This window comes from Mycobacterium sp. C31M, assembly GCF_053345865.1.
In genome coordinates this window covers 52,309-78,019 of the sequence record NZ_JBKFAX010000005.1, presented here as the reverse complement: position 1 = coordinate 78,019, position 25,711 = coordinate 52,309, and the positions used below count along the sequence as shown (strand labels likewise).

General features: G+C 66.5%; 19 protein-coding genes. 8 read left to right on the top strand and 11 right to left on the bottom strand.

The features are described 5' to 3' along the window. Positions 1-36 precede the first annotated feature (36 nt). From rapZ to ACLBYA_RS09500, 5 genes are read right to left on the bottom strand one after another with little or no spacing between them, the layout of a single operon-like run. Positions 37-912, bottom strand: coding sequence for an RNase adapter RapZ (gene rapZ, locus ACLBYA_RS09520; protein ID WP_447709147.1), 876 nt, complete (start codon positions 910-912; stop codon positions 37-39). Positions 913-923: 11 nt separating this feature from the next. Next, entirely contained in the window at positions 924-2,948 is a 2,025-nt protein-coding gene (gene uvrC, locus ACLBYA_RS09515) for an excinuclease ABC subunit UvrC (protein ID WP_447709146.1), read from the bottom strand. A gap of 9 nt (positions 2,949-2,957) precedes the next feature. Continuing rightward, positions 2,958-4,241, bottom strand: a complete 1,284-nt coding sequence (murD, locus tag ACLBYA_RS09510) for a UDP-N-acetylmuramoyl-L-alanine--D-glutamate ligase (protein WP_447709145.1) — start codon at positions 4,239-4,241, stop codon at positions 2,958-2,960. Then, a complete protein-coding gene (locus ACLBYA_RS09505) occupies positions 4,234-5,550 on the bottom strand; it encodes a hypothetical protein (protein ID WP_447709144.1) in 1,317 nt (438 codons plus the stop codon). Before ACLBYA_RS09505 ends, murD begins: the two co-directional genes overlap by 8 nt. Next, positions 5,547-6,263 (bottom strand): hypothetical protein, encoded by a 717-nt coding sequence (locus ACLBYA_RS09500; protein WP_447709143.1) that lies wholly within the window; start codon positions 6,261-6,263, stop codon positions 5,547-5,549. Before ACLBYA_RS09500 ends, ACLBYA_RS09505 begins: the two co-directional genes overlap by 4 nt. A gap of 63 nt (positions 6,264-6,326) precedes the next feature. Here ACLBYA_RS09500 and ACLBYA_RS09495 point away from each other — a divergent pair, with 63 nt between their 5' ends. Continuing rightward, positions 6,327-6,791 (top strand): GNAT family N-acetyltransferase, encoded by a 465-nt coding sequence (locus ACLBYA_RS09495; protein ID WP_447709142.1) that lies wholly within the window; start codon positions 6,327-6,329, stop codon positions 6,789-6,791. On the opposite strand, the gene ACLBYA_RS09490 is transcribed toward ACLBYA_RS09495, so the two are convergent. From ACLBYA_RS09490 to ACLBYA_RS09465, 6 genes are all read right to left on the bottom strand, one after another. Beyond that, positions 6,766-7,239 carry a PH domain-containing protein gene (locus tag ACLBYA_RS09490; RefSeq protein WP_447709141.1) on the bottom strand — a complete coding sequence of 158 codons (474 nt, stop codon included), beginning with the start codon at positions 7,237-7,239 and terminating at the stop codon, positions 6,766-6,768. The two genes, ACLBYA_RS09495 and ACLBYA_RS09490, sit on opposite strands and share 26 nt — an antisense overlap. After that, entirely contained in the window at positions 7,236-7,715 is a 480-nt protein-coding gene (gene ribH / locus ACLBYA_RS09485; protein ID WP_447709140.1) for a 6,7-dimethyl-8-ribityllumazine synthase, read from the bottom strand. Before ribH ends, ACLBYA_RS09490 begins: the two co-directional genes overlap by 4 nt. After that, on the bottom strand, positions 7,712-8,974 hold the full coding sequence (locus ACLBYA_RS09480) for a bifunctional 3,4-dihydroxy-2-butanone-4-phosphate synthase/GTP cyclohydrolase II (RefSeq protein WP_447709139.1): 1,263 nt from the start codon (positions 8,972-8,974) through the stop codon (positions 7,712-7,714). Before ACLBYA_RS09480 ends, ribH begins: the two co-directional genes overlap by 4 nt. Positions 8,975-9,151: 177 nt before the next feature. Then, complete coding sequence (locus ACLBYA_RS09475) at positions 9,152-10,123, bottom strand: VCBS domain-containing protein (RefSeq protein WP_447709138.1); 972 nt, start codon at positions 10,121-10,123, stop codon at positions 9,152-9,154. Positions 10,124-10,879: 756 nt separating this feature from the next. Beyond that, the gene (locus ACLBYA_RS09470; protein WP_447709137.1) at positions 10,880-17,179 is read right to left on the bottom strand and encodes an Ig-like domain-containing protein; all 6,300 of its coding nucleotides are present in this window, start codon (positions 17,177-17,179) and stop codon (positions 10,880-10,882) included. 584 nt (positions 17,180-17,763) lie between these two features. Then, positions 17,764-18,363 carry a riboflavin synthase gene (locus ACLBYA_RS09465; RefSeq protein ID WP_447709136.1) on the bottom strand — a complete coding sequence of 200 codons (600 nt, stop codon included), beginning with the start codon at positions 18,361-18,363 and terminating at the stop codon, positions 17,764-17,766. Positions 18,364-18,429: 66 nt separating this feature from the next. On the opposite strand from ACLBYA_RS09465, the gene ACLBYA_RS09460 reads away from it, so the two are divergent. The 7 genes from ACLBYA_RS09460 to ACLBYA_RS09430 all read left to right on the top strand — a co-directional run bounded on the left by ACLBYA_RS09460 (position 18,430) and on the right by ACLBYA_RS09430 (position 25,706). Beyond that, a complete protein-coding gene (locus ACLBYA_RS09460; RefSeq protein WP_447709135.1) occupies positions 18,430-19,137 on the top strand; it encodes an LppX_LprAFG lipoprotein in 708 nt (235 codons plus the stop codon). Beyond that, positions 19,137-20,717, top strand: coding sequence for an MFS transporter (locus tag ACLBYA_RS09455; protein WP_447709134.1), 1,581 nt, complete (start codon positions 19,137-19,139; stop codon positions 20,715-20,717). The genes ACLBYA_RS09460 and ACLBYA_RS09455 overlap by 1 nt, the downstream gene beginning before the upstream one ends. A 131-nt stretch (positions 20,718-20,848) precedes the next feature. Continuing rightward, a complete protein-coding gene (locus ACLBYA_RS09450) occupies positions 20,849-22,066 on the top strand; it encodes a hypothetical protein (RefSeq protein ID WP_447709133.1) in 1,218 nt (405 codons plus the stop codon). 88 nt (positions 22,067-22,154) lie between these two features. Continuing rightward, positions 22,155-23,123 (top strand): glycosyltransferase family 2 protein, encoded by a 969-nt coding sequence (locus ACLBYA_RS09445; RefSeq protein WP_447709132.1) that lies wholly within the window; start codon positions 22,155-22,157, stop codon positions 23,121-23,123. Beyond that, on the top strand, positions 23,120-23,620 hold the full coding sequence (locus ACLBYA_RS09440; protein ID WP_447709131.1) for a hypothetical protein: 501 nt from the start codon (positions 23,120-23,122) through the stop codon (positions 23,618-23,620). The genes ACLBYA_RS09445 and ACLBYA_RS09440 overlap by 4 nt, the downstream gene beginning before the upstream one ends. Next, a complete protein-coding gene (locus tag ACLBYA_RS09435) occupies positions 23,617-24,441 on the top strand; it encodes a glycoside hydrolase family 16 protein (protein WP_447709130.1) in 825 nt (274 codons plus the stop codon). Before ACLBYA_RS09440 ends, ACLBYA_RS09435 begins: the two co-directional genes overlap by 4 nt. Then, the gene (locus ACLBYA_RS09430; RefSeq protein ID WP_447709129.1) at positions 24,438-25,706 is read left to right on the top strand and encodes a glycosyltransferase family 2 protein; all 1,269 of its coding nucleotides are present in this window, start codon (positions 24,438-24,440) and stop codon (positions 25,704-25,706) included. The genes ACLBYA_RS09435 and ACLBYA_RS09430 overlap by 4 nt, the downstream gene beginning before the upstream one ends. The last annotated feature ends 5 nt before the right edge of the window (positions 25,707-25,711 follow it).

Below are 25,711 nucleotides of genomic sequence, written 5' to 3'. Positions count from 1 at the left end.
TCGCTGCGATCCTCACTCGCGCTCGCCTTCGTGAGGTCATTCGCGACCCAGGTCCCGGTGCAGCGCCCGCACCGTCAACGTCTCGTCACCTTCGAGCAGGCCGGCCAACGCCTCGGCGATCGCCACGCTGCGGTGCTTGCCGCCGGTGCAACCGATGGCCACCGTCATGTACCGCTTTCCTTCCCGGCGGTATCCATCGATCACCACCCCCAGCAGCCGATGATAGGTATCGAGGAACTCGGTCGCGCCCTGCTGACCCAGCACGAAGTCCCGGACTGCCGGATGTTGACCGGTGTGCGGCCGCAGTTCGTCCACCCAATGCGGGTTGGGTAGGAACCGGACGTCCATCACGGTGTCGGCATCCATCGGCAGGCCGTATTTGTAGCCGAAGGATTCCACCGTGACATTGGTCTCGGCGATGGCCTCGCCGCCGAAGGCCCGCTCGATGCTCTCGCGCAGCGCGGGCACGGCCAGCTTCGAGGTGTCGATCACCAGATCGGCGGTCGCCCGCACCGGCGCCAGCATCGCCCGCTCGGCGGCGATCCCCTCGGCCAGAGTCTGGTTGCCCTGCAACGGATGGCTGCGCCGGTTCTGTTCGTAACGACGCACCAGGATGTCGTCGGCGGCCTCCATGAACAGCACCCGGGGCGTGATCCCGCGGGTGGCCAGTTCGTTGCGCACCGAATCCAGATCACCGGTGAACCCGCGTGATCGCACATCCATCACCAACGCCAGTTGGGTGATTCGGGACCCGGCGGCCAGACCCAGATCGACCATCCGGGCGATCAGCTCCGGCGGCAGGTTGTCGGCCACGTACCAGCCGAGATCTTCGAGCACCTTTGCGGCGGTGCCCCGGCCGGCACCTGACAATCCGGTGACCAGGACGACGTCGATTCCTGATTCCTCGCTCATGCCCTGGTCTGTCACCCCGTTGGTTGTTCTGACGGTTTGTCCTGCGTCTGGTCACGATCATTGTTCAAAACTGGAGCCGGTGTACCGGTTTCCGCCGGTGGGTCGGCGACGCCGTTGAGCGCGTCGAGCACCGCGCGGGCGGTGGCCGCCCCGATTCCGGGCACTGCAGTGATTTCATCGACGCTGGCGGCCTGCAGTCGGGCGACCGAACCGAAATGTGTCACCAGCGCCTTACGGCGATGCTCGCCGAGCCCGCGCACCGAGTCCAGGGCCGAGGCGGTCATCCGTTTCGACCGCTTACTGCGGTGGAAGGTGATGGCGAACCGGTGCGCCTCGTCACGGATGCGCTGCAGCATGTACAGCCCCTCGCTGGTGCGGGGAAAGATGATCGGATCGACCACTGTGCCGTCCTGGGAAGGCACCCAGACCTCTTCGAGGCGTTTGGCCAACCCGATGACCGCGACATCGTTGATGCCGAGATCGTCGAGCACGGTAGCCGCCGCGTTGACCTGCGGGGCGCCACCGTCGACGACATACAGATTGGGCGGGTAGGCGAAACGCCGCGATTTGCCCTCGGCGACCAAGGGTTGCTCGGCATCGGCGATGTGCCGGGCGAACCGGCGCCGGGTCACCTCCGCGATGGAGGCGACGTCATCGGAACGGCCGTCACCGGCTGCCTCGCGGATGGCGTAGTGCCGATAATCGGATTTGCGGGGCAACCCGTCCTCGAACACCACCAGCGAGGCCACCACGTCGGTGCCCTGCACGTGACTGATGTCGACACATTCGATACGCAACGGGGCATCGGCGAGGTCGAGGAACTCCTGAATACTCTGCAGGGCAGCCGATCTCGCGTTGAAATCACCGGCACGCTTGAGTTTGTGCTGTGCGAGCGCCTCCTGGGCGTTGCGGTGCACGGTCTCGGCGAGCGCCTTCTTGTCGCCACGCACGGGCACCCGCAGCCGCACCCGGGAACCGCGCAGTTCGGTCAGCCAGGTGGTCAGCTCGTCGGCGTTGTCGGGCAGCACCGGCACCAGCACCTCGCGCGGCACCGGGGTGGTGGCCTCATCGGTTGCCCCGCCCAACTCGGCCTGATCACCGTAGAACTGGGTGACGAACTGCTCCACCAGGTAGGCCTGGCCATCCGCCTCCGGCTCCGAAGATTTCTCGACCACCCAGCCGCGCTGGCCGCGCACCCGGCCGCCGCGCACGTGGAACACCTGCACGGCCGCCTCCAGTTCGTCGTCGGCGAAGGCCACCACGTCGGCGTCGGTGCCGTCACCGAACACGACGGTCTGCTTCTCCAACGCCCTGCGCAATGCGCCGATATCGTCGCGCAACCGGGCGGCCCGCTCGAAGTCGAGCTCCTCGGCCGCGGCATTCATCTGCTTCTCCAGGTCGCGGACCAGGCGGTCGGTCTTGCCGGCCAGGAAGTCGCAGAAGTCCTCGACGATCTTGCGATGCTGTTCGGCGGTGACCTTTCCCACGCACGGCGCCGAACACTTGTCGATGTAGCCGAGCAGGCAGGGTCGGTCAATCTGCCTGTGCCGCTTGAACACCCCGCCCGAGCAGGTGCGGGCCGGGAAGACCCGGGTGAGCAGGTCCAGGGTCTCGCGGATGGCCCAGGCATGCGAGTAAGGGCCGAAGTAGCGCACACCTTTGCGGCGCGGACCTCGATAGACGAACAGGCGCGGATACTCCTCGTTGAGGGTGACCGCCAGAACCGGGTAGGACTTGTCGTCGCGGTAGCGGATGTTGAACCGCGGATCGAACTCCTTGATCCAGTTGTATTCCAGCTGGAGCGCTTCGACCTCGGTGGTCACCACGGTCCACTCGACGCTGCCCGCGGTGGTGACCATCTGTCGGGTCCGCGGCGCCAAGGCCGACAGATCGGCGAAGTAGGAGTTCAGCCGGCTGCGCAGACTCTTGGCCTTGCCGACGTAGATCGCCCGGCCGTGCGGATCGCGGAACCGGTAGACGCCGGGTTCGATGGGAATCGAACCCGGTGCCGGGCGGTAGGTCGCGGGATCGGGCACGAGTCCAGGTTAGAGCGTGTCGATGACAGCGCAGAAAGCCGCGCCCTTGGCTTCGTAGTTGCGGTACAGGTCATAGCTGGCCGCCCCTGGTGAGAGCAGCACGACATCCACACCGGGCAAGGCCGCGGCCACCCGCACGGCCTCGTCGAGATCAGCGACCCGGTGGGTGCGGTCCGGATGGGTACGGGCGAACTCGACCCCGATCAGGGCGCCGTTGGTGGGCGCCTGAATCAAGTAGACCCGGCGCGCGCCGCTGCACAGATATTCGTCGACCTGCCGGTAGTCCAGGGAGCGGTCCATGCCGCCGACGATCAACGCGATCTCGTCATCGTGGGTCATCGCCGACAGCGCGGCCACCACGCTCTCGCCGGTGGTTCCCAGGGTGTCGTCGATCCAGCGGATGCCCCGGGTTCGGCGCACCGTCTGCAGCCGGTGCGGCAGGCCGGCGAATGTGGCTGCAGCGGAATCTATTTCGTCGTCACGCACCGGCCGCCCCAGCACCTCCGCGGCGGCCGCAGCCGCCAGCGCGGCGTTGACCGCATTGTGCGGATACGACAGCACGGAGTCACCGGACGGCCTGCTGACCGTCGCCGGGTCGATCTCGTGCACCGTCGGGAAGACGGTGATGCCGATCCTGCGCAGCGCGTCGCAGACCCCGGTCGTGGTGACAAGCGTGCGCGCACCGTGGGTGAACACGGCGGCCTTGGCGGCGTAGTAGGAGTCGACATCGCCGTGCCAGTCCAGGTGGTCCTGATACAGATTGGTGATCACCGCCACTGCGGGTGAGGTGCTCAGCAAGGCCAGCTGCTGGCTGGACAGCTCGGCCACCACCCACTGATCCTGCGCCGGGGACAGGTCCGACAGCGGGGTGCCGATATTGCCGGCCGCCGCCGCAGGCACACCCAGGCTCTGCAACAGATGCGCCAGGAACGAGGCTGTCGTGCTCTTGCCCTTGGTGCCGGTGACCCCGATGGTGTGCGCCCCGTGCTGTGTCATGAACCAGTCGGCGGCACTGGATACCGGCGGCCCGTCCCGGCGGAGCTGCTCGAACACCGCGTTATGCCAGGGCACACCGGGGCTGACAAACACGATATCGGTGTCGCGCAACAGGTTCGGGGCGTCGGGGCCGTAATGCGCGGTCAGGCCCGGGATCTGCGGACTGCTGCCACCGGCGGCCCCGTCGTCGACCGCGACGATGCGTGCGGCACCGCACTGCGCCGCGGTCCGGGCCATCGACAGGCCCTCCTTGCCCAGGCCCCAGATCCCGACGTTACGGCCGGCCAGCTCAGTCATCGAGCAGTTTCAGGTAGCGTTCGGGTACATGGTGTTCGGCCTGGTCGGTGTGGTGATCGACCGCGACCGCCTCGAGTTCGGTACGTTGCCGCGCGAACTCGTCGACCAACGGCAGACCCTGCCACTGCAGGTCGTCGATCACCGCGAGCATCGCCTCGGCGGCCTCGTAGTACTCCCCCACACATTCGAAGGGCTTGTGCACACCGAGGCCGAGGATATCGGCGAAGCCATCCCGATTGCCGCTGTCGGCAAACAGGTTCCGTGCGAAGATCTGCTCCAGCGTCGCCCTGCCGAGTCGCGGCGCCAGCAGCACGAACACGAACTGGCATTTCGGGCAGATCCCGCACCACGAGGTCGCGCGGCGGCTGGGGTCCAGAGCGAACAGTCGGTTGCAGCTGGTGAACACCGGGAAGTACTCGGTGCAGTGCGCGAAGCGGTCGGCGATCTGCGACTCGGAGAGCCCGCGTAGCAGTGAGAAGTACCGGTCGGGGTTGAAACCGTAGGCCCCCAGCGTGTTCCGCAGCAGCTTCTCATACGCCAGGCTCTTGGACCATTGATGGTTGATATCGCGGCTCAGCCACTTGATATTGCCGATGTTGGAGGACCGTTCGTTGGACAGCACCACCGGCCCCAACTCGTTGGCGTCGGCGACGATCAGCCCGATCACGCTGTTGATCGCGGTGACCGGCACGTGGCCGTTGTGGGCGCCGGCGGCATTCGCCTCGATGAGTGCACGGTCGATGCTGCGCCGGACGTGCACGCTGCCCAGGCCGCTGACCTGGATACAGCGGTCGATGGGGTCATAGCGGTTGACGCTGAACAGCATCGGTGTGATGTCACCGCGGCGCAGGGCCTCGATGCTGACCACCGAATCCTTACCGCCGCCGACCGGCACCAACGGTGCGGCCGTCGGGTCCCAGTCATCGGACGGTTGTGCCGCGGTGGCCGCGTCGGGGCCGGTGACGGTGGGCGTCAACGCGCCGGGCAGATCATTGCGGTAGGCGAACTCACCGAGACCGCCCTCGATCAGGGTACGCAGGTAGTGCTTTTCGAAATCCGCGGTCGGAAAGGCGATCTCGATGCTCGGCGGGGCCGCGGCCTTGTAGTAGCTCAGCGCACAGGTCAACGTGAGCAGCCGGCTCAACGTGGGATCCGGCGCTGCTCCGCCCAGGCTGTCGCCGAAATCGATGGTCTCGGTGAAGTGTACGGATTGCCTGCCGCGCAGGGTGTAGTGCATCGCCAGCCGGCCGTCGGCGTGGTCGTTGCCCTCGATGACGAACGTGTCGAAGGATGCTGGGTCGAAGCTCATGGCGCGACCTCGAATCGACGGGTTCCGATGGCGGCGACGGGGTGCCGCTCGAAGGTCGGCGAGATCCACCACGCGGTGGTCGCGCCGGCGAGGTCGACCGGTTCGTCGCTCACCGCGAACGTGTCCAGCAGACCGGCGGCCTGCATGAGTTGCAGCTTGTCGGCACCGGTACCGATCGTGGCAGTGGCGGCCTCGAAGATCAGCGCGCCGAACCGCGGGCGCCCGATGCGGTCACCGTCGACGTCGGCGATATCGGCATGGCCGGCGGCGGCCAGTTCCCGGGCGGTCAGGTCGGCATCGGCGCGGCCTGCGGTGCGCGCAGCCAGCTGCCGCCACCGCGGCACTGCGTCGAACGGTCGGGTTGCCAGGGTCACCGATTGCGCGCGGACCGGCTCGATCACCGAGCCGGAGACGACGAACTGCGCCTGTCCCCCGACGCTGGTCACGAGTACGTCGACGGCCAGCACCCCGGATGTGGGCGCCGCAGCCAGGAATCCGTTCAGCGCGACGGTCAGCGCGGCCACATCAGGGATCGGGGTGTCGAAGAATACGGCGGTATCGGCCAGACGCTGCCAGATCGGCAGCACCGCACGTACGCGCCCACCGACCAGTGGCACCGTGACGACGGGCTGGCTGCCCAGCCCCGCGATGATGGTGGGTGCTGTGACGAGTGGCACATCGGCACCGACGATGCCGTCAGCCGAGGTTGACACGAACTCCAAGGTACTCATCGACTTGTCGATCCTACCGGAGCCATCTGCGGTGATACTGGACCCATGACGCAGGCGCGCGTGGCCCGGCTCACCGAGACCGATTGGCGCGCATTCGCCGGCGTGCGGTTGCGGGCGCTCACCGATTCGTTGGGCGAACAGGACCCGCACTACCGGCAGGAGAGCACCTTCACCGCGGCGCAGTGGCGCCGGCGGTTGCGGGCGCATACGCAGTTCGCCCTCGTCGTCGATAATCGCGCCGTCGGACTGATCGGCGCCCAACGCCAGGGCACCGAATCGGTGTACCTGTATTCGCTATGGCTCGATCCGGTGGCCCGCGGATACGGCCTGGGACGCTCTCTGGTGGCCGAGGCGGTGGACTGGGCACGCAGCCAGCGGGTGCAGCGGGTGACACTGCGGGTCAATCGCGACAACGCCCGCGCCCTCGCCGTCTACAACAGCCTGGGATTCACCGTCAGCGCAACCGACACCGCGGCGCCCGAAGTCACGATGACGCTGAACGTGAGTTGACGTCGTACTTGTAGCGCTGCATCAGTTCGCGCACCTGATCCATGGCGACGACGGCACGCTCCTTGTCGACGGCCTGGATGGCCATGGCCGCCGTGTACTCGTCGTCGGCGAGATCGACCCGGGCCCACCGCGCTCCGGCGGGAAACGACACGTCGACCACCTCCGACCACGGGATCAGTTTGTACGCCAGCGCGTTTCGCACGGCGATACCCGCGGGCCCGACCCGCAACCGGGGCCGGGCCAACAACAACACGCAAGACGCGATGACAACACCGACCAGCGCGATCCCGACCTGGTCGGCGGTGCGGAACACCACGCCGCTGGAGCCGACCTTGAGCAGGAAACCGACGCCGATGTGCGCGGCGGCGATCAGGAATGCGGCCCCGTAGACGAAGTACGGCGTCAGATGCGGCCGGACCTCCAGATCCCAGGTCTGCTGATCGGTCATGACGCCAGGTCGCGCAGTACCAGTGCGGTCGACAGTGCCGCGGCGGCGGCCTGGGCGCCCTTGTCCTCGCTGGACTGCGGCAGCCCGGCGCGGGCGATGGCCTGCTGCTCGGTGTTGGTGGTCAGCACACCGTTGGCCACCGGGGTGGACTGGTCCAGCGACACCCGGGTCAGCCCCTGGGTGACGGCATCACAGACGTAGTCGAAATGTGGAGTCTCGCCGCGGATCACCACACCGAGCGCGACGACAGCGTCGTATTTCGCGGCCAGCGCCTGCGCGACGACCGGGATCTCGATGGCACCGTGCACCCGGACGATGGCCGGATCGGTCACGCCGAGCTGTTTGGCGGCGCGCAGCGCACCGTCGAGCAGGGCGTCACAGATGGTGGCATGCCAGGTGCTGACCACGATGCCCAGCGACACCGAGGAGGCGTCGATATCGGGCAGATCCGGAATGGCTCCCGCGTGGCCGCTCACAGGGTGCCGCCCGGGTGCGCCTCGTCGTAATCCTCCAGGCCCACCAGGTCGTGTCCCATCCGGTCGCGTTTGGTCATCAGGTAGCGGATGTTCTCGGCGTTGGCACGCACCGGCAGCGGCACCCGCTCGGTGACGTGCAGGCCATAACCGTCCAGGCCGACGCGTTTGGCCGGGTTGTTGGTGAGCAGCCGCATGGACTGCACGCCCAGGTCGACCAGGATCTGCGCGCCGATACCGTAGTCACGCGAGTCGGCGGGCAGGCCCAGCGCCAGATTGGCGTCGACGGTGTCGGCGCCGGCGTCCTGAAGCTGGTACGCCTGCAGCTTGTGCAGCAGGCCGATGCCGCGGCCCTCGTGGCCGCGCATGTAGAGCACGATGCCGCGGCCTTCGCTGGCGACCATGGCCATCGCCGCATCCAGCTGGGGGCCGCAGTCGCAGCGGCGCGAGCCGAAGACGTCACCGGTCAGGCATTCGGAGTGCACCCGGACCAGTACATCGTGACCGTCGAACTCTGGCCCGGAGATATCGCCGCGGACCAGCGCGACATGCTCGACGTCCTCGTAGATCGAGGTGTAGCCGACGGCGCGGAATTCGCCGTGCCGGGTCGGGATGCGGGCCTCCGCGACTCGTTCGATGTGCTTTTCGTGCTTGCGACGCCATTCGATCAGGTCGGCGATCGAGATGAGGGCCAGATCGTGGTCGTCGGCGAAGACCCGCAGTTCCTCGGTCTGCGCCATCGAGCCTTCGTCCTTCTGGCTGACGATCTCGCAGATGGCACCGGCCGGCTGCAGGCCGGCGAGGCGGGCCAGGTCGACGGCGGCCTCGGTATGGCCGGGGCGACGCAGCACGCCGCCATCCTTGGCGCGTAGCGGGACGACGTGGCCGGGCTTGGTGAAATCATCGGCGACGGCGGCCGGGTCGGCCAATACGCGAATCGTGGTGGCGCGGTCGGATGCCGAGATCCCGGTGCCGACGTCCTTCTTGGCATCGACGGTGACCGTGTAGGCGGTGCCGTGCTTGTCCTGGTTGACCGCGTACATCGGAAGCAGGCCCAATCGGTCGCAGACCTCGCCGTCCAGCGGCACGCACAGGTAGCCGGAGGTGTAGCGGACCATGAATGCAACCAGCTCGGGAGTGGCCTTTTCGGCCGCGAAGATCAGATCGCCCTCGTTCTCGCGGTCCTCATCATCGATGACCACGACAGCCTTACCCGCCGCGATGTCGGCTACCGCCCGTTCGACGGAATCCAGCCTCGTCATCGCCGCCTCGTCTCGGGGCTAGTCATTCCTGTGCCACCTTCATCAGTTCGTGTGCGTCCCGACCCGCGCAGGTGGGCGGGGTCGAGCGGTTACACCAGTATGAACCACGGCCCATCAACAGTTATTGCCCGCCGTCCCCTGGGGGTTCGACGGGCAACAACTTCCTGGCGGATCAGATCAGAATGTGTAGGTCGCGCTCACATACGCCGGGGTGCCGTCGGCCCTGACGTGGCCGTCGTAGAACCGGATGGTGAAGGTCTCCGACGGGAGATAGCAGCCGACGCGCACCGAGGTCGAGGTGTAATTGACCAGGTAGGCCCCGTCCCGGGTGTGGCGCACCGAGACCGTGCCCTTCGGCCGGTCCTGCACGACCGCGAAGGTGAAGTCGTCCCCGTCGACATCGACGATGGTGGTGGTCCACGATCCCGTCTTGAGCAGCGACAGCCGGCCGCTGGCACCGACGGTGGCCTGGGTCGGGGCGTTGTTGTGCGGCAACAGCGCGACCGGCACCACGACCCGGGTGCCGTCGGTCGCGGTGACGGTGAAGTGGTCGATCTTGTCCGCCGCGAGCGCGGTGACCGCCGCGGCGGCGTGCCCGACGGCGGTGTTCAGGGCGCTGGAGTAGGTGAAGGTGCCGTCGTGATTCAGCGTCACCGTGCTGCCCTTGGCCGACAGCACGGTGTTGCCCGGCAGTCCCCCACCGTCGAAGCGCAACCCTCCGGCGGCGATCCGGCCGCGGGTGGTCTGCACACCGGCGGCGTTGACGGCGGACTCGGTGATGTGGGCGGTGCCGGGCACCGGTGCGGTATCGGCGAGCGGTGGGCACACCTGCACGGTGGCAACGGTGATGGAACGACCGAAGTCATCGGTGCCGATGATGGTGAAGCTGTCCTCGGCGGTGATGCCGTGCCCGAGGCCCGGTGTGCGGGTGTAGAGGTAGCGACCGATTGGGTCGACCCGGGCGGTGCCCTTCCTCGGTGGGCGGCCGACGGAGAACTGCAGCGGACCACGTTGGGCCGTTGTCCCCGCCAGCTTTCCGTACTGCACCTCGGGCCCGCCGCCGAGCGCGACGGCTTTTACGTTCAGGTGCGCCAGCGATTTGACCAAGATGTCGGCTGTACCACCCTGCGCATCGACAGCGGTGACCATGAAAGTGTCCGTGTCCTGCCCGGGAAAGACCGCCTCCGACACCCTCGGGATGAACACGAACCGACCGGTATCAGGGTCGAGTTGAACCAGGCCGCCCTTCTGCGAATATGCCGATTCGCCGGTCGAGTCGCCCGGATTGAACGAATTCAGCAACGTGAAGGTAAGACGCGCACCATCGAAAGCCGCCCCCTCAATATGACCGAAAACCACACCAGCCTCATCCGGCATCCGGACCCTCGCCGCACCGGTAGGTGGCACGTTCGAGCCAAATAGGTTCACTGTGACCGGTACATCGGTGCGGCGACCATACAAATCGGTGACCGAGATGATGAAGATATCGACCTTGTTTGCCGGTTCTGTGCTGCACCTGGCCAACTGCCGCGCCTGGACGGATGGCGTATAGGTGAAATGGCCTGTGGATGCACCTACTGAGACGAGTCCGCCCTTCGCCGTGGTGAACAGCGTCGGGCCGTACTTGATCGCGCCGCTGCCTTGGTCGACCGCAGTTACCGATCCGAAGATCGCACCTGTCTTCGGATGTGGATTGCCTACTTCGACGGTAGCTGTCGGAGCCTCGTTGGCATGCAGAACAATTGGCGTTGACATAGCTTGGACGACCGCGCCGGTAGTGGGCACCGCAGTGATACCGGTTCCGGATGCGGGCCCGATGTGCGTGCCCTTCGACGCGTCATAGACACGGGGCAGATCATCGATGGTGATGGTGCGAACCTCCTAGCTGAAAGTCGTGCCGAATTCCTAAACGGTGAACGTCCGACTGGTGCTGGCCAAAGTGCCCACCTGGGCGACACCGTTGACCACCTTCCAGTAACCGGTCTCGGTGACAGTCAAGATGATCGTGTTGCCACTCGATGCGCCGTTGTGGCTCAGGATTCCGGCGCCCGAGTTGTACGAGGCCGAGCCGTTTTGAGGCTGCTTGGTGATCGAAGTGGTGATCGAGTCGCCATTTGATCCGGACGCGAAAACTGAAGTCCACGAGTTGAACAGCCGCACCCCGCCGGTAATGCTGGGGTCATCGTTCTCCGCGTAGATCGGCACGTTGACGACGTAACTGGTACTTCCGCCAAAGGCATCGCTGATTGTCACCGAGAACGAATCGGCGACGGCGCTGCCCGAGGCCCCTACCTTGGCCGCATCGTGGTAGTAGTCCGTCAGGAACGACTTGTCGATGGTGTAGCTGAACGTGCCGTTTGCGTTTACCGTGACCGACCCGCCGTTACTGGTCGAGAAGGTACCGGCAGAGAATGTCACGGCGTCCCCGTCAGAGTCCGAGGCCGCGATACTGCCGGCCGTCTGCTGGCGCTTTGTGGTGCCCACATTGACGGAGTTCAGCGACGAACTGGTGATCGTCACCGCACCGCCGATGGGCGCCGCGTTCGGAATCGTCGGTGCCACATTGACGGTCGCGATCGTCACCGACTTGCCCGAGGCATCGGTGCCGATGATCGTGAACGAATCGTTCGGCGTGGTCGAGTGCCCCAGACCGGCGTTTCGCGTGTAGGTGTACGTGCCGTCGGCGTTGCGGACGACGGTGCCCTTCGTGCCCTGCATGCCGACGCTGAATGTCAGTAGGGCTGCGTCATTGGCCGGCGCGTTCAGGGTGATGTTCTGAACATTGTTGGCGGGGTTGGTGATCGTCACCGGCGACGGTGTTGCCTGGGACACCGAGATCGTCGCCGTGGTGGTTCCACCGTGTCCGTCCGAAACCGTCACCTGGAAGGTATCCGTGGTGGCCCCGGACTTCGTCGGGATGTAGGTGAACGTGTTCCCGGACAGCGTGACGATGCCGCCGTTGGCCGTGTAAGCCGATCCCCCGGTGACGCCGATGAGGCTGTAGCTCAACGTGTCATCGTCATCGTCGGACCCGTTCAGCGTGCCACGCACCACACCGAGAGGGTCCGAACTGGCGTTGGTCGAGACATTCGACGACGGGCCGGCGTTCAGCTTCTCGATCGGGACCGACACCACGATGGTGGAGCTCGCGCCGAGCGAGTCCGTCACGGTGATGCTGAACGTGTCGTTGGCGATCAGGCCGGACGCGCCGTTGGCGGCCGCGGCGTGGAAGTAACTGTTCGTCTTGGTGATCGAATAGGTGAACGTACCGTCCGAGTAGAACGACACCGTTCCACCGTTGGCCGAGCCGAACATCGACGGGATGATCGACCCGCCCGGATAGGTGATGGCGTCGCCGTCGGCATCGAAGGCGGTGACCTTACCCTTGCTGCTCTGCGTCCGCAGTCCCAGAATGCTGATACCGAGTGACGATTCGGTGATCGTGGTAGTTCCGGCGGTAGGTGCCGCGTTACTCAGCGTCGGAGTGACCGTGACGGTCGCGACGACGATGCTGACATTGCCGGCGGTGCCCATGATCTGGAAGGTGTCGGTCGGGCCACCGGTATGGCCGGATGCCGTCCTGGTGTAGGTGTAGGTGCCGTCGGCATTCACCGTCACCGTGCCCTTGGTGGGGCCGTTGCCCAGGCTGTAGGTCAGCACGCCCTGCTCGCTGGGCTCCAGTTGGACGCCACCGCTGGTGATCCCGTGCCCACCGTTGGTTGTGGTGATCGTCAGGTCCAGGTCGTGGGTGGTGACGGTGACCAAAGTGCTTGTCTGTCCGCCCTTCCCGTCGCTGACGTAGACGGTGAAGGTGGAGCCGACGATGGCGCCGAGCACACCGCTGTTCTGTCCCGGAACGTAGGACCATTTGCCGTTGGCATCGACGGTGACTATCGAGCCGTTGCCCAACAGTCTGCTGGACCCGCCGCCGTAGCCGACAACGCTGTAATGCAGCGTGTCATTGTCGTCGTCATCGGCATCGACGTTGCCCGTCGCGATACCCGAACCGCCGACGATCACGGCACCATCGAGGCCCTTGGAGGTCGGCGCCGCATTCACCTTAGGCACAAGGGAAACCGTGGCGACCGTCATCGACTGACCATTGATGGTGCCGACGATGGTGAAGGTGTCGGTCTCGTTCCAGCCCGCGGTGGTCGCGGTGTAGGTGTAGGTGCCGTCGGCATTCACCGTGACGGTGCCCTTGCTGGGGCCGGCGCCCAGGCTGTAGGTCATCAGCCCCTGCTCGTTGGCGTTCAGCGTCAGGCCACCGGTGACAGTGCCGTTACTGCCCACCTTGGTGACCGGAATGCTCAGGTCGTGGGTGGTGACGACGATCGGGGTGCTGGCTTCGCCGCCCTTGCCGTCGCTCACGTACACGGTGAACGACGAGGCCAGGATGACGCCCAGGACACCACTGTTGGGTCCGGGGATGTAGGACCATTTGCCGTCGGAATCGACCGAGACGATCGCGCCGTTGGACAGCACCTTGGTGGCGGCACCGCCGTAGCCGGTGACGCTGTAGTGCAGGGTGTCACCGTTGGCATCGTTGGCACCGACATTGCCGGTCGCGATCCCCGAACCTCCCACGACGGTCACCAGGTCGATCGGGTCGACTGTAGGCGCGGCGTTGGACTTCGGCACCACCGAGATCTCGGCGACGGCGATCGTCTGCCCGCCAACGGTTCCCATGATGGTGAAGGTGTCGGTCTCGTTCCAGCCCGCGGCGGTCGCGGTGTAGGTGTAGGTGCCGTCGGCATTCACCGTGACGGTGCCCTTGCTGGGGCCGGCGCCCAGGCTGTAGGTCATCAGCCCCTGCTCGCCGGCGGTCAGGCCCAGCCCACCGGTCACGGTGCCGTTGTTGACGACCTTGGTGACCGGGATGTCGAGCTCGTGGGTGTTGACGGTGATCAGCGTGCTGGTCTGCCCGCCCTTGCCGTCGGAGACATAGATGGTGAAGGTCGAGAAGGCAATCGAGGGCACTGCACCGCCCAGGTCACCGCTGTTGAGGCCGGGGATGTAGTGCCACTTGCCATTCGAATCCACGGTCACGATGGCGCCGTTGGACAGCACCCGGGTCGACGCACCACCGTAGCTGCTGACGCTGTAGTGCAGCGTGTCACCGTCGGCGTCACTGGCACCGACATTTCCCGAGGCGATCCCCGATCCGCCGATCACGGTGTCCCCGCCGATCAGCGGTGCGGTCGGCGCGCTGTTCGTCTTCGGCACCACCGACACGACGGCGACCGCGATCGTCTCTCCCCCAACGGTTCCCATGATGGTGAAACTGTCTGACTCGTTCCAGCCCGCGGTGGTCGCGGTGTAGGTGTAGGTGCCGTCGGCATTCACCGTGACGGTGCCCTTGCTGGGGCCGGCGCCCAGGCTGTAGGTCATCAGCCCCTGCTCGCCGGCGGTCAAGCCCAGCCCACCGGTCACGGTGCCGTTGTTACCGGTCTTGGTGACCGGCAGCGCGAGGTCGTGGGTGCTGACGGTGACCAGGGTGCTGGTCTGCCCGCCCTTGCCGTCGGAGATGTACACGGTGAACGACGACCCGACGATGACGCCCAGCACGCCGCTGTCCAGACCCGGGATGTAGTGCCACTTCCCGTTCTGGTCGACCGTGACGATGGCGCCGTTGGACAGCACCCGGGTCGATGCGCCGCCGTAGCCATCGACGCTGTAGTGCAGGGTGTCGCCGTTCTCGTCGGAGGCGTCGATGGTGCCGCTGGCGATACCCGATCCGCCGACGACGACGGCGCCGTCGATCAGGGGCGCCGTCGGTGCGACGTTGGGCTTGGGCACGACGGTGACGGTGGCAACCGTGATCGACTTACCGTCAACGGTTCCGACGATGGTGAAGGTATCGGAGTCGTTCCAGCCCGCGGTGGTCGCGGTGTAGGTGTAGGTGCCGTCGGCGTTGACCGTGACGTTGCCTTTGGTCGGCCCGGTGCCGAGCCCGTAGGTCAGCAGACCGTTGTTGCCGCCGGCGTCGATGTCCAGGCCACCGTTGATGACACCGTCGACGTTGGACGTGACCACCGGGTCGATCTTGAGGTTGGCGAACAGCGTCACCGTAGTCGTGGCGGTGCCGCCGCGACCGTCGGAGATGTTCACCTCGAACGAGTCCAGTGTCAGGTCACCGAGGATGCCGCCCGGCTTCGGGATGAAGGTGAAGGTGCCGTTGGAGTTCAGCAGCACGATGCCGCCGCTGGAGCTGTAGCCCGAGGATGCCCCGCCGGCCAGCGTGAAGGTCAGATCATCACCGTCGAAGTCGGTGGCCGCTACGGTGCCACGAACCACGCCGTCGGCATCCCTTGTGCCGGTGGTTATTCCGCCGATCGGGTTGCTGTTGATCCGGTTGATCGTGACGGTGACCGAGACCTCGACGACACCGCCGTGCGCGTCGTTGAGGGTGACGGTGAAGGTGTCCGTGCCGCCCTGCGACCGGGCCAGCAGCGTCGGGGTGTAGGCGTAGCCCAGCGGGGTCACCACGACGAGGCCACCGCGTGGGGTGATCACGTCGCCGGTGACGATGACGAGGTCACCGTCGGCGTCCTCGACATCGAACGAGCCGCTGATGATGCCGGTGATCGGTTCGGTGGTGGCGGTGCCAACGGTGATGGTGGGCGCGGTGTTGGCGCTGATGATGTCGACGGTCACCATGGTCGGCAGCAGGGTGATCCCGCCGCGGCCGTCGTTGGCCCAGATGCTGACGAGGTCGGTCTTGGCGCCCAGCAGCGAGGCCGCCGCGTGCCGCGCAAAATCGGTCGGGGTGTAGGTGAAGGTGCCATCCTCGTTGCGAACGACGTTGCCCCACAACGAGGTTGCGGTGTAGGTCAGCGGATCGCCGTCGGCATCGGTGGCCTGGGCGGTGATGGTGACCTTGCCGGTGACCGGGTCGTATCCGGCGACCTGGGCCTGGCCGCCGGCGTTGAACACCGGGAGGTTGTTGATACCCAGGCCCGGGTAGCGGAAGGTCACCGTGTAGAACGCGTCGTTGCCGTCGGGGGTGAGCGGGTGCTCCAGGAAGCCCAGGCTGTCGTTGACGCGGACGGTGAAGGTGACATCGGCGCCGTTGTTCAGGTCGTCCAGCGAGTTCGGCACGAAGCTGAAGGTGCCGTCCGGGCTCATGGTGACCAGACCGTTGCTGGGCTGACCGGACAGGTCCACCGAGTAGATCAGCGGGTCACCGTTCGGATCGATGCTCTTGAGCTTCCAGGTCAGCGGCAGCGGACCCGCGGACACGGTGGGCGCCCCGGGCAGCTGGTTGGTAGCCAGTCGCTCATAACGGTTGTAGGCGGCGGTCATCAGGACCAGAGCGCCGAAGGTGAACGGGGTCGGCTGACCGTTCCAGTAAGTGCCCTGCAGTCCGGCCCACAGCGACATCACCCAGCCGGCGGCGACCTGGGTCGGGTTGAGGATCGGGTCGGACTCGTACGGCGGGAAGATCTGGTCGACCCAGTTGGCCAACGCGTTGATGATGCCCATGAACGGCGCGAAGCCCGGGATGACCGGCGGCTCCGGAACCAGGTCGATATCCAACAGCGCCGACGCCAACGCGGGCGGGGTCGGGACCGGATCGGACCCGGTCAACGAGGACAGCTCCGCGGACTTCTGGATCTCCAGCACCTCGATCGGGATGATGATCGGGACCGGGCCGGTGTCGGCGGGGGTTTCCGGGAGCTCGGCGGCCGGTGGCGCGACGACCTCCGGCTCGGCCACCGGTCGCTCGACGACTTCCGGCTCGGTGGTTACCTCGTCGGTACCGGTCGCACCGGTGCCATCTCCGGTCTCAGCTCCGTCGCCGTCATCGCCCGCGTCGGTGTCCTCGCCGTCATCGGCATCGTCGGCATCCTCGTCGCCGGCATCGACATCGCCGGTCTCGGCGTCGACGTCATCCGCATCATCGTCATCGTCATCGGCGGCAGTGGTGCTGTCATCCGCGTCGTCATCATCGTCATCGTTCAGCGAGGACGAGGACGATGGGCCGGTGGTGCCACCGCCCGACGAGCTCGGCCCGGTCGAGGTGCCCTGCGAGTCCGACGCCTTGCTGTCGGAGTCGGCGGACGGCCCATTGGAGGCGCCATCGGAAGTGTCGGCAGCGGCAACGGCCGGGGCGGCGGTGACCGCCAGACCGAGGAATGCGGCCACAGCGAATTCGCCGGCACGCATCCGCTTCTTTGACGAATTCTTCCGATGGGTTGCCATATCGCTCCTCGACATTCGACCGCGCTGACCACTCCGGCTGTCACGAAGAACACACCGAAAGGTATTGACTGCGGCGTAAGTTAACACGCTCGTCAATAACTGAAAAGCACATTCCGAGGAAGTTCCCAGGGCGGATTTCAGCCCGTGTCCACCATTCAGCGGACACCGCGGTTAGACGCCGTCGGCAAAATTACCGATCGAAAGCGTACGACTTTCAACGCCAGCAATCAGGCCCTTCAGCAACAGACAAGGCAGTTTGGAATCACGGCGTACCAACGCTGCCGAGCTTTCCGCGACGCACTGTTGCGAAAGTTGTCGAGGAAATGGTTCTCAGCTGTAATAACTGTCACGTTGCGCATCATCCACCGATGCCGTTCCACGGCATCACACCCCGCAGCGGAGAGTGAATTCACCTTTACATAACGGATATCGGCAACCAGGTGTCAGCCACCGTCAGATTTATCCCGCCCAGCACGATCGGGCCGCAGAATTTTTTCGTTTTCGGGCCGGCCGGACACCCACCGCAGCGCACTCGACGCGTCGCCGCGATGTGTTGCTGTCGCCGCCGGGAGCAAAGCCCGGCCTCAGCGGTCGCGGTCCCCGAGCAACCGTTCGACGTACTTCGCGATCACATCCACCTCAAGATTCACCGGCGTCCCAACCACCGCCGAACCCAAGGTGGTCAGCGCCAGGGTGGTCGGGATCAGCGACACCTCGAACCAGTCCGGCCCGAGCCCGGACACCGTCAGCGAGATGCCGTCGACCGTGATCGACCCCTTCTCCACGACGTAACGGGCCAGGGCGGCAGGCAGTGAGACGCGGACAACTTCCCAGTTCTCCGACGGCGTCCGCGAGACCACCTCACCCGTGCCGTCCACGTGCCCCTGCACGATGTGGCCGCCGAGGCGGCTGTTGATGGCCGCGGCACGCTCCAGGTTGACCTTGCCGCCCACCTCCACCGCCCGCAGGCTCGAACGGTTCAGGGTCTCGGCCATCACGTCGGCGGTAAATGCGCCGTCGGGTCGCACCTCGACCACCGTCAGGCAGACACCGTTGACCGCAATGGAATCGCCGTGACCGGCGTCGGAGGTGACCACCGGTCCGCGGATGACGAAACGCGCGGCGTCGGCCAGGTCCTCCTTGCCGACGACTTCGCCGAGCTCTTCCACGATTCCGGTGAACATGCACACCAGGCTAGTGCGGTCCATGTAGCGCGGGTCCATCCAGGGCGACCCACTACGATGCAGAACATGCAGACGCGCCCCCGTGCAGTCCGAGTCCTTCTTCCCGTCCTGGCCGCGATCATGGCCCTCGCGTTCGTCGGTTGCTCCTCGAAGAGCGATGACGCCCCGCTCCCCGACGCCGCCACGCTGCTGACCGAGTCGGCCGCGACAACCCGCAGCCAGCAGAGCGTGCACCTTGAGCTCGCCGTCGGCGGTGAGATCAAGGAACTGCCGATCGCCACGCTCAGCGGTGATCTGACCAATGCACCCGCAGTCGCCGCCCAGGGCAGCGCCGACCTGATCTTCCTGGGCCAGAAGCTGACCGACGTCGGCTTCGTCGTGGTCGACGGCGATCTGTACGGCGCCATCACCAAGGGCGGCAACATGCAGAACTTCGGGCCTGCCGCCGATATCTACGACATCTCGGCGATCCTGAACCCCGACAACGGTCTGGCCAATGTGCTCGCCGGCATCACCGACCCCAAGGCCGACGGACGCGAACCCATCGGCGGCGCGGATGCCGTCAAGATCACCGGCACGGTCAGCGCCGACGCCATCAACAAGATCGCCCCTCAGCTCAACGCCACCGCTCCGGCGCCGGCCACTGCGTGGATCCGTGAAGACGGCGATCATCAACTGGCTCAGGTGATGATCGAACCGTCGGCCGGCAACACGATCACGATGACGCTGACGGACTGGGGTAAGGAAGTCACCGTCACGAAGCCCGCCACCTGATGTCGGCGGCCACCAGCCACCGGGCAGGCAGCTCGGCGGGGAGCAACCGCCGCCTGGCCATCAGCGCGAGTGGCCTCGCCGTCACCCTGGGTGCACTCGACACCTATGTGGTGATCACCATCATCACCGACATCATGCGCGACGTCGGTATCCCGATAAACCAGATCCAGCAGGTCACGCCGATCGTGACGAGTTACCTGCTGGGCTATATCGCCGCCATGCCGCTGCTGGGCAAGGCATCCGACCGGTTCGGCCGCAAGCTCATCCTGCAGGCAGGACTGCTCGGGTTCATGATCGGATCAGTGGTCACCGCCCTGGCCGGCGACCTGACCACCATGGTCATCGGCCGCACCATCCTGGGCGTGGCCAGCGGCGCCCTGCTGCCCGTCACCCTGGCACTGGCGGCCGACCTGTGGTCCGAACGCGGCCGCGCCACCGTGCTCGGCGGTATCGGGGCGGCACAGGAACTCGGCAGTGTGCTGGGTCCGCTGTACGGCATCGCCGTGATCTGGGCACTGAACACCTGGCGCGACATCTTCTGGATCAACATCCCGATGGCCGCCGCCGCGATGGTCATGATCCATTTCAGCGTGGCGCCCCGCGACAAGAGCCAACCGCAGCAGAAGGTGGACGTCGTCGGCGGTGTGCTGCTGGCCATCGCGCTCGGTGCCGCCGTGGTCGGGTTGTACAACCCGTCGCCAGACGGGCAGAACCTGCTGCCCAGCTACGGCATCCCACTGCTGATCGTCGCGGTGCTGACGATGATCGGTTTCTTCGCCTGGGAGAAACGGGCCACCACGCGACTGCTGGAACCCGCCGGTGTGCGATTCCGACCATTCCTCGCCGCCTTGGCCGCATCGCTGTGCGCCGGAGCCGCGCTCATGGTGACGCTGGTGAACATCGAGTTGTTCGGGCAGGGCGTGCTCGGCATGGACAAGAACGAAGCGGTCGTGCTGCTGCTGCGCTTCCTGATCGCGCTGCCGATCGGCGCACTGCTCGGCGGCTTCCTGGCCACCCGGCTCGGTGATCGGCCGATCGCCGTCGTCGGCCTCCTGATCGCCGCCTCCGGCTACTGGCTGATCTCGCACTGGGGTGTGGATGTGCTGTCGGCCCGGCACGACTTCGGGCTGTTCACCCTGCCGGTCTTCGACACCGATCTGGCGCTGGCCGGCTTCGGCCTGGGACTGGTCATCGGCCCCCTGACATCGGCGGCGCTGCGGGTGGTCCCGTCCGCCGAGCACGGAATCGCCTCGGCCGCAGTGGTCGTCGCCCGGATGATCGGCATGCTGATCGGCATGGCTGCGCTGTCAGCCTGGGGCCTGTACCGCTTCAACCAGATTCTTGCGACGCTGCCGGTCGTCAACACTACCAACATGATGGAAGCGGCCAATCAACTGTTGGAGAACACCCGGACCGCATACACCATGCAGTACGGTGAGATCTTCGCCATAACCGCAGTGGTGTGTGTGGTCGGCGCGTTGGCGGCACTGTTGATCAGCAACCGTGACGACCGTGACAGCCCGGACGCCACAGCCGTCAAAAGTGATGAGGATGCCACCTTTCCGACCGCACCGCAGTAACGACTCGACTCCGATCGTCGGGCGGGTGCCGGGGCCCAAAAGGTAGCCCCATTATTTGCGTTCGACATTGCTAGAGTCGCACCGTCATGTCATTTATTGTTGCCGACGGGTGTGCTGGGGAGACCGCGCGCGTGCCTGTGGCGACCCTGGACACGGCACACAGCAGGCGACGGTCCGCCGTGGTGGTCGGCCCACTGCGACTTCCGGAGCCCGAGGTGCTCTGCGCCCGCCTCGACACCATGACCTCCGCCGGCCCGGTCGCTCGACTCTGCCTGGACCCATCGCCGGCGAGCACCGAGTGGGGCCATGTCGCGCCGGCGGCAGCGCCGCGTCTGCATTCGGTTGTTCCGCTGCCCGATTCGATGACACCCACCGATCTGCTGCACACCGTCCGCGGCCTCGACGACCGCGCCGTCACAGTGGCCGCGGCCGGCGAGTGGCTGGCGATCGACTTCAGCCACGGCCTCGGCGAGATCCCGCTGATCCACACGCTGCTCGATGTGCTGTTCGGCCTGACCGACGCCGGCGACCCGGCCACCTGGCAGCGCTACGCGCGTTCACACTCAGCCCTGCGTCGGGCGGCCTTGCGAACCTTCGGCGTCAATCCGGTCCGGCTTGCGCAACTGCTGGCCGGCCAGGGAATTCGACGCAAACCGGCGCCGGTGCCCGAGGTCGGCCCGGTGACGGGTTTCGTCCCCGGGCCGACCACCCGCAGCATCGGTCTGTCCGCCGGCCAGTTGGCCGAGCTACGCGCCCGACGTGATGCCGCACTGCCGGGCGTGAGCATGGTGGCGCTGTTCACCTGCGCGCTGCACGTGGCATTCGAGCGTGTCGGACTCACGGTGTCCGACACCGTCAAGATCCCGTTCGACGTTCGCCGATATCTCCCCCGCGGTACCGACACGTTGGCATCCTTCTCGGCCGGCCTGGATTTCACACTGGACCGCACCGGCGGCCCGACCGCACTGCAGAAGGAGATGACCCGAGCCACCCGAACGGGTCGCCCGGTCGCTAATCTGCTGGTGGGCACCGCAAAAGCGCGTCGCAGGCAGTCGACGCCGGAACCGTCCCCGACCGTTGCGACGTCAGCGCGCCTGCAGCTGCTGCACTCGAATCTCGGGTGGGCGCAGTGGAACGGGCCATGGCCGTTCCTCGACCGACGCCGGGCCTGCATGCTGGTCGCCAGCGACCCGGCCGAACCGGCAGGTGTGACGGTCACCTCAGTCGGCGTCACCGAAAACCTCTGGTTCACTGCCGAATTCCACCGTACGGTGCACGCGCCCGAGACAGTGGAAGCGGCGCTGGAATTGCTGCCCCAGACGGTAGCCGACCTGACCGCCGCCGAATGATGTAGGCTAGCCTAGCCTTACTTGTATCTGGTACTCCCAGACCCGTCCCCCCACGCGCTGCGTCGCGTACCTGCCTGGAGTCGATGCCGTGCCGCCCGTCTCAGCGCGAGACCACCACCGCGACAGTCCCATTGCCGCATCGGCCGACCTGTCCGTCGTGATCTGCTGCTACACCGCCGCGCGCCGCGCCCAGGTGCTGCGCGTGGTGGACTCCGCACTGGCCCAGATCGCCGGCGATGACGAGATCATTGTCGTCGTCGACCACAATGACGCGCTCCTACAGGATCTGACCAGCACCCTCGATCCGCGGATCGAACTGGTGTCCAACCGCTTTCAGCGGGGATTGTCGGGTGCCCGCAACACCGGAGTCGAGCGGTCGGCGAAGGATGTGGTGGTCTTCGTCGACGATGACGCGGTGCTGACGGACGGTTCGCTGGCGGGCGCCCGGTCCGCCTTCACCGATCCGTCAGTGGTCGCCATCGGTGGTGCGGTGGACGCGGATTGGGAATCCGGCACCGCACCGCACTGGTTCCCCGAGGAATTCGGTTGGGTGGTCGGCTGCGACTATCGCGGCCTGCCGCCCTGCGGTGCACAGATCCGCAACCCCATCGGAGCGGCGATGGCCGCCCGGCGCACCGCACTGGTCGAGATCGACGGATTCTCCACCGAACTCGGCCGGGTCGGCGATCTACCGGCCGGCTGCGAGGAGACCCTGATGGGCGTCCAACTGCGCGCCGAATACCCGGATCAGCAGATCATCCGGCATACCGCATTCCGGGTCGAACACCATGTGCCATCCGAGCGGGCCACCCTGCGGTACTTCACCCGTCGGTGTTACCAGGAGGGCCGGTCCAAGGCGTCGTTGACGCGGATCTCCGGTCAGCAGGCGGCACTGGCCAGCGAGCGCAGCTACACCACCCGGATTCTGCCCTCCGGTGCCTGGCGGGCACGTTCGAACCCACGCCGCGTCCTCGCCATCATCGTCGGTTTCTGTTACACCGCAATCGGATACGCCGTCGGGCTGGTCCGCACCTCGCGTCGGGAAGCAGGTCGATGAACACCATCGTGGACCACCATCGGTTCAGCGGATTCGCCACCCTGGGCATCTTGACCTATTTCCTCGCCGAGTGGCTGCTGCCGTCGGCGATGCCCGCCGCCGTGATCATCACCGGACTCGCGGTCGGGCTCATCGGGTTGGCACCGGCCGTCCGTCGGCGGATCCCGACCGCACCGGCGGCGCTGCTGTCCGCTGCTGGTCCGGCCCTGGCGCTGTCCGGTGTTCTCACCGGCCGCTCGCTGCCGACCGCGATGTTGACGATGTTCGTCGTCCTCGGCGCCGCCGGCACCCTGCTGCTCGGCACTGATACAAAACTCCCTGTACCGCAACGTGTTCTGTTCGGTGCCGCGGGAGTTCTCGCATTGGTCGGATACCTCGGCCAGATCGGCGGGCACCTCGCTCTCGATCAACTGGCGATCTATCCCATCCTGATCGCGGCCATGGTGCTGGGCCTTGACTCCGCACGGTCGACCAGCCGCGCCGAGGCGCCCGTATGAAGGCAGCTCGGCTGTCCGCACTGTGGCGGGGCGGCGCCCTTCTCGCCGTCAGCACCGTGGTCGGCGCCTGCGCCCTGCTCGGCACCGCCAACACCGCAGCGGGCCAGCCCACTGTGCTGCTGAACTCCGAATTCGACGGTCCTGCAGGCGCTCCCCCGGATGGCATCTGGCAGATCGCCACCGGCGGTGGCGGCTGGGGTAACAACGAGTCGCAGACCTACACCGACCATCCCGACAATGTCGGCCTCGACGGCAACGGACACCTGGCCATCACCGCACGCCGCGACGCTGCCGGACAGATCACCTCGGCGCGCCTGAACACCAACGGCAGCTTCGCCTTCACCTTCGGCCGGGCCGAGGCGCGTATCGCGCTGCCGGCCGGGGCGGGGCTGCATCCGGCCTTCTGGCTGCTGGGCGCGAACATCGACGAGGTCGGTTGGCCGGCAGCCGGTGAGATCGATGTGATCGAGACACTCAATCACGCGACCGAATGGCACTCGACGGTACACGCGCCACAGGCCGGATCCGCACGTGGACAGCAGATGTCGGCCACCGGGCCGGTGCCGTTCCCGCTCGCCGGCGTTTTCCGCACCTATTGGGTCGAACGCACACCCGGCCGGATCGTGACCGGGGTCGACGATATGACGCTGCTCACCGTCACACCGCTGAACCTGGCCGACGGTGCCACCTGGGTCTTCGACGCGCCCTTCCAACTGCTGTTGAACCTGGCCGTCGGGGGCGACTGGCCCGGCCCGGCCGATGACACCACACCATTTCCCGCCACCATGCTTGTCGACTGGGTAAGGGTCACCGAATTATGAGCACTGCATTGACAATCGAACCCGTGATGACGCCGGGCGGGCACCCCGACGGTAACCACGCCCGCTGGATCGGATGCCTGGACATCGACTCGGTGGGCGATCACGACGGCCAGGTCACCGTGGCCCTCACTCGTCCCGACGGGTACCGACGGGCCCGAATCCTGTTGCGCGACGGCTCCGAACCCATCGACTTCGTCGAAGCAGACATCGTGGACAGCGCCGTCACGCTGACCCTTCCCCAGCCGACCCGCACGCTGAACCCGCCGATCGCGAACCCGCTGCCGCCGATCTCGGTTGTGCTGTGCACGCGGGAGCGACCCGATGACCTGACCGGCGCGCTCGCCTCGCTGGCCACCATCGACTACCCGGACTTCGAGATCGTGGTCGTCGACAACGCACCGCTCACCGACGCCACCGAGCGAGTCGTCGCGGCCGCCGGCGAGAGCCGCATCCGACGGGTCGTGGAACCCGTCGCTGGACTGTCGAATGCCCGCAACGCCGGGTTGCGGGCAGCCCGCCACGACATCGTCGCCTTCACCGACGACGATGTGGTGGTCGACCCATACTGGTTGCAGGGGCTGGCGCGCGGATTCGACCGGTCCGATCAGGTCGCTTGCGTATGTGGCATGGTGCCCAGCGGTGAATTGCGCACCGCGGCACAGGCCTATTTCGACCAGCGGGTGTCCTGGGCGGCGACGCTGGCTCCGCGCACCTACTCGCTGGCCGAACCACCGGCAGATCTTCCGCTGTTCCCGTTCCAGGTCGGGATCTACGGCACCGGAGCGAACTTCGCCATCAAACGCAGTGCCGCGACGGCGATGGGCGGGTTCGACGAAGCACTCGGCGCCGGCACCTCGACTAAGGGCGGCGAAGATATCGACATGTTCTTCCGCCTGGTGGCCGCCGGTCACACACTCGTCAACGAGCCGGCCGCCATCGTATGGCACCGGCACCGCAGCGACGGCGCGGCACTGTTGATCCAGGCCCGCGGCTACGGCCTCGGCCTGGGCGCCTGGCTGACCAAGGTCTTCACCAATCGAGTCCACCGCCGGCTCGCGCTCACGGTGGCCCGCAAGCAGTTTCGCTCCTCGATGCGCGCCGGCGCCGATTACGGTGCGATCATGGTCGCGCCCGCCGATCTGGGTGACAGCATCCCCAAGTCGGTCGGTCGCACCGAGGTGCTCTCCGTGCTGGGTGGCCCCTGGGCACTCTGGCAGGGCCGTCGGCAGGGACGGCGATCCGCACCGATGCGCCGAGCGAGCTGAGCCGC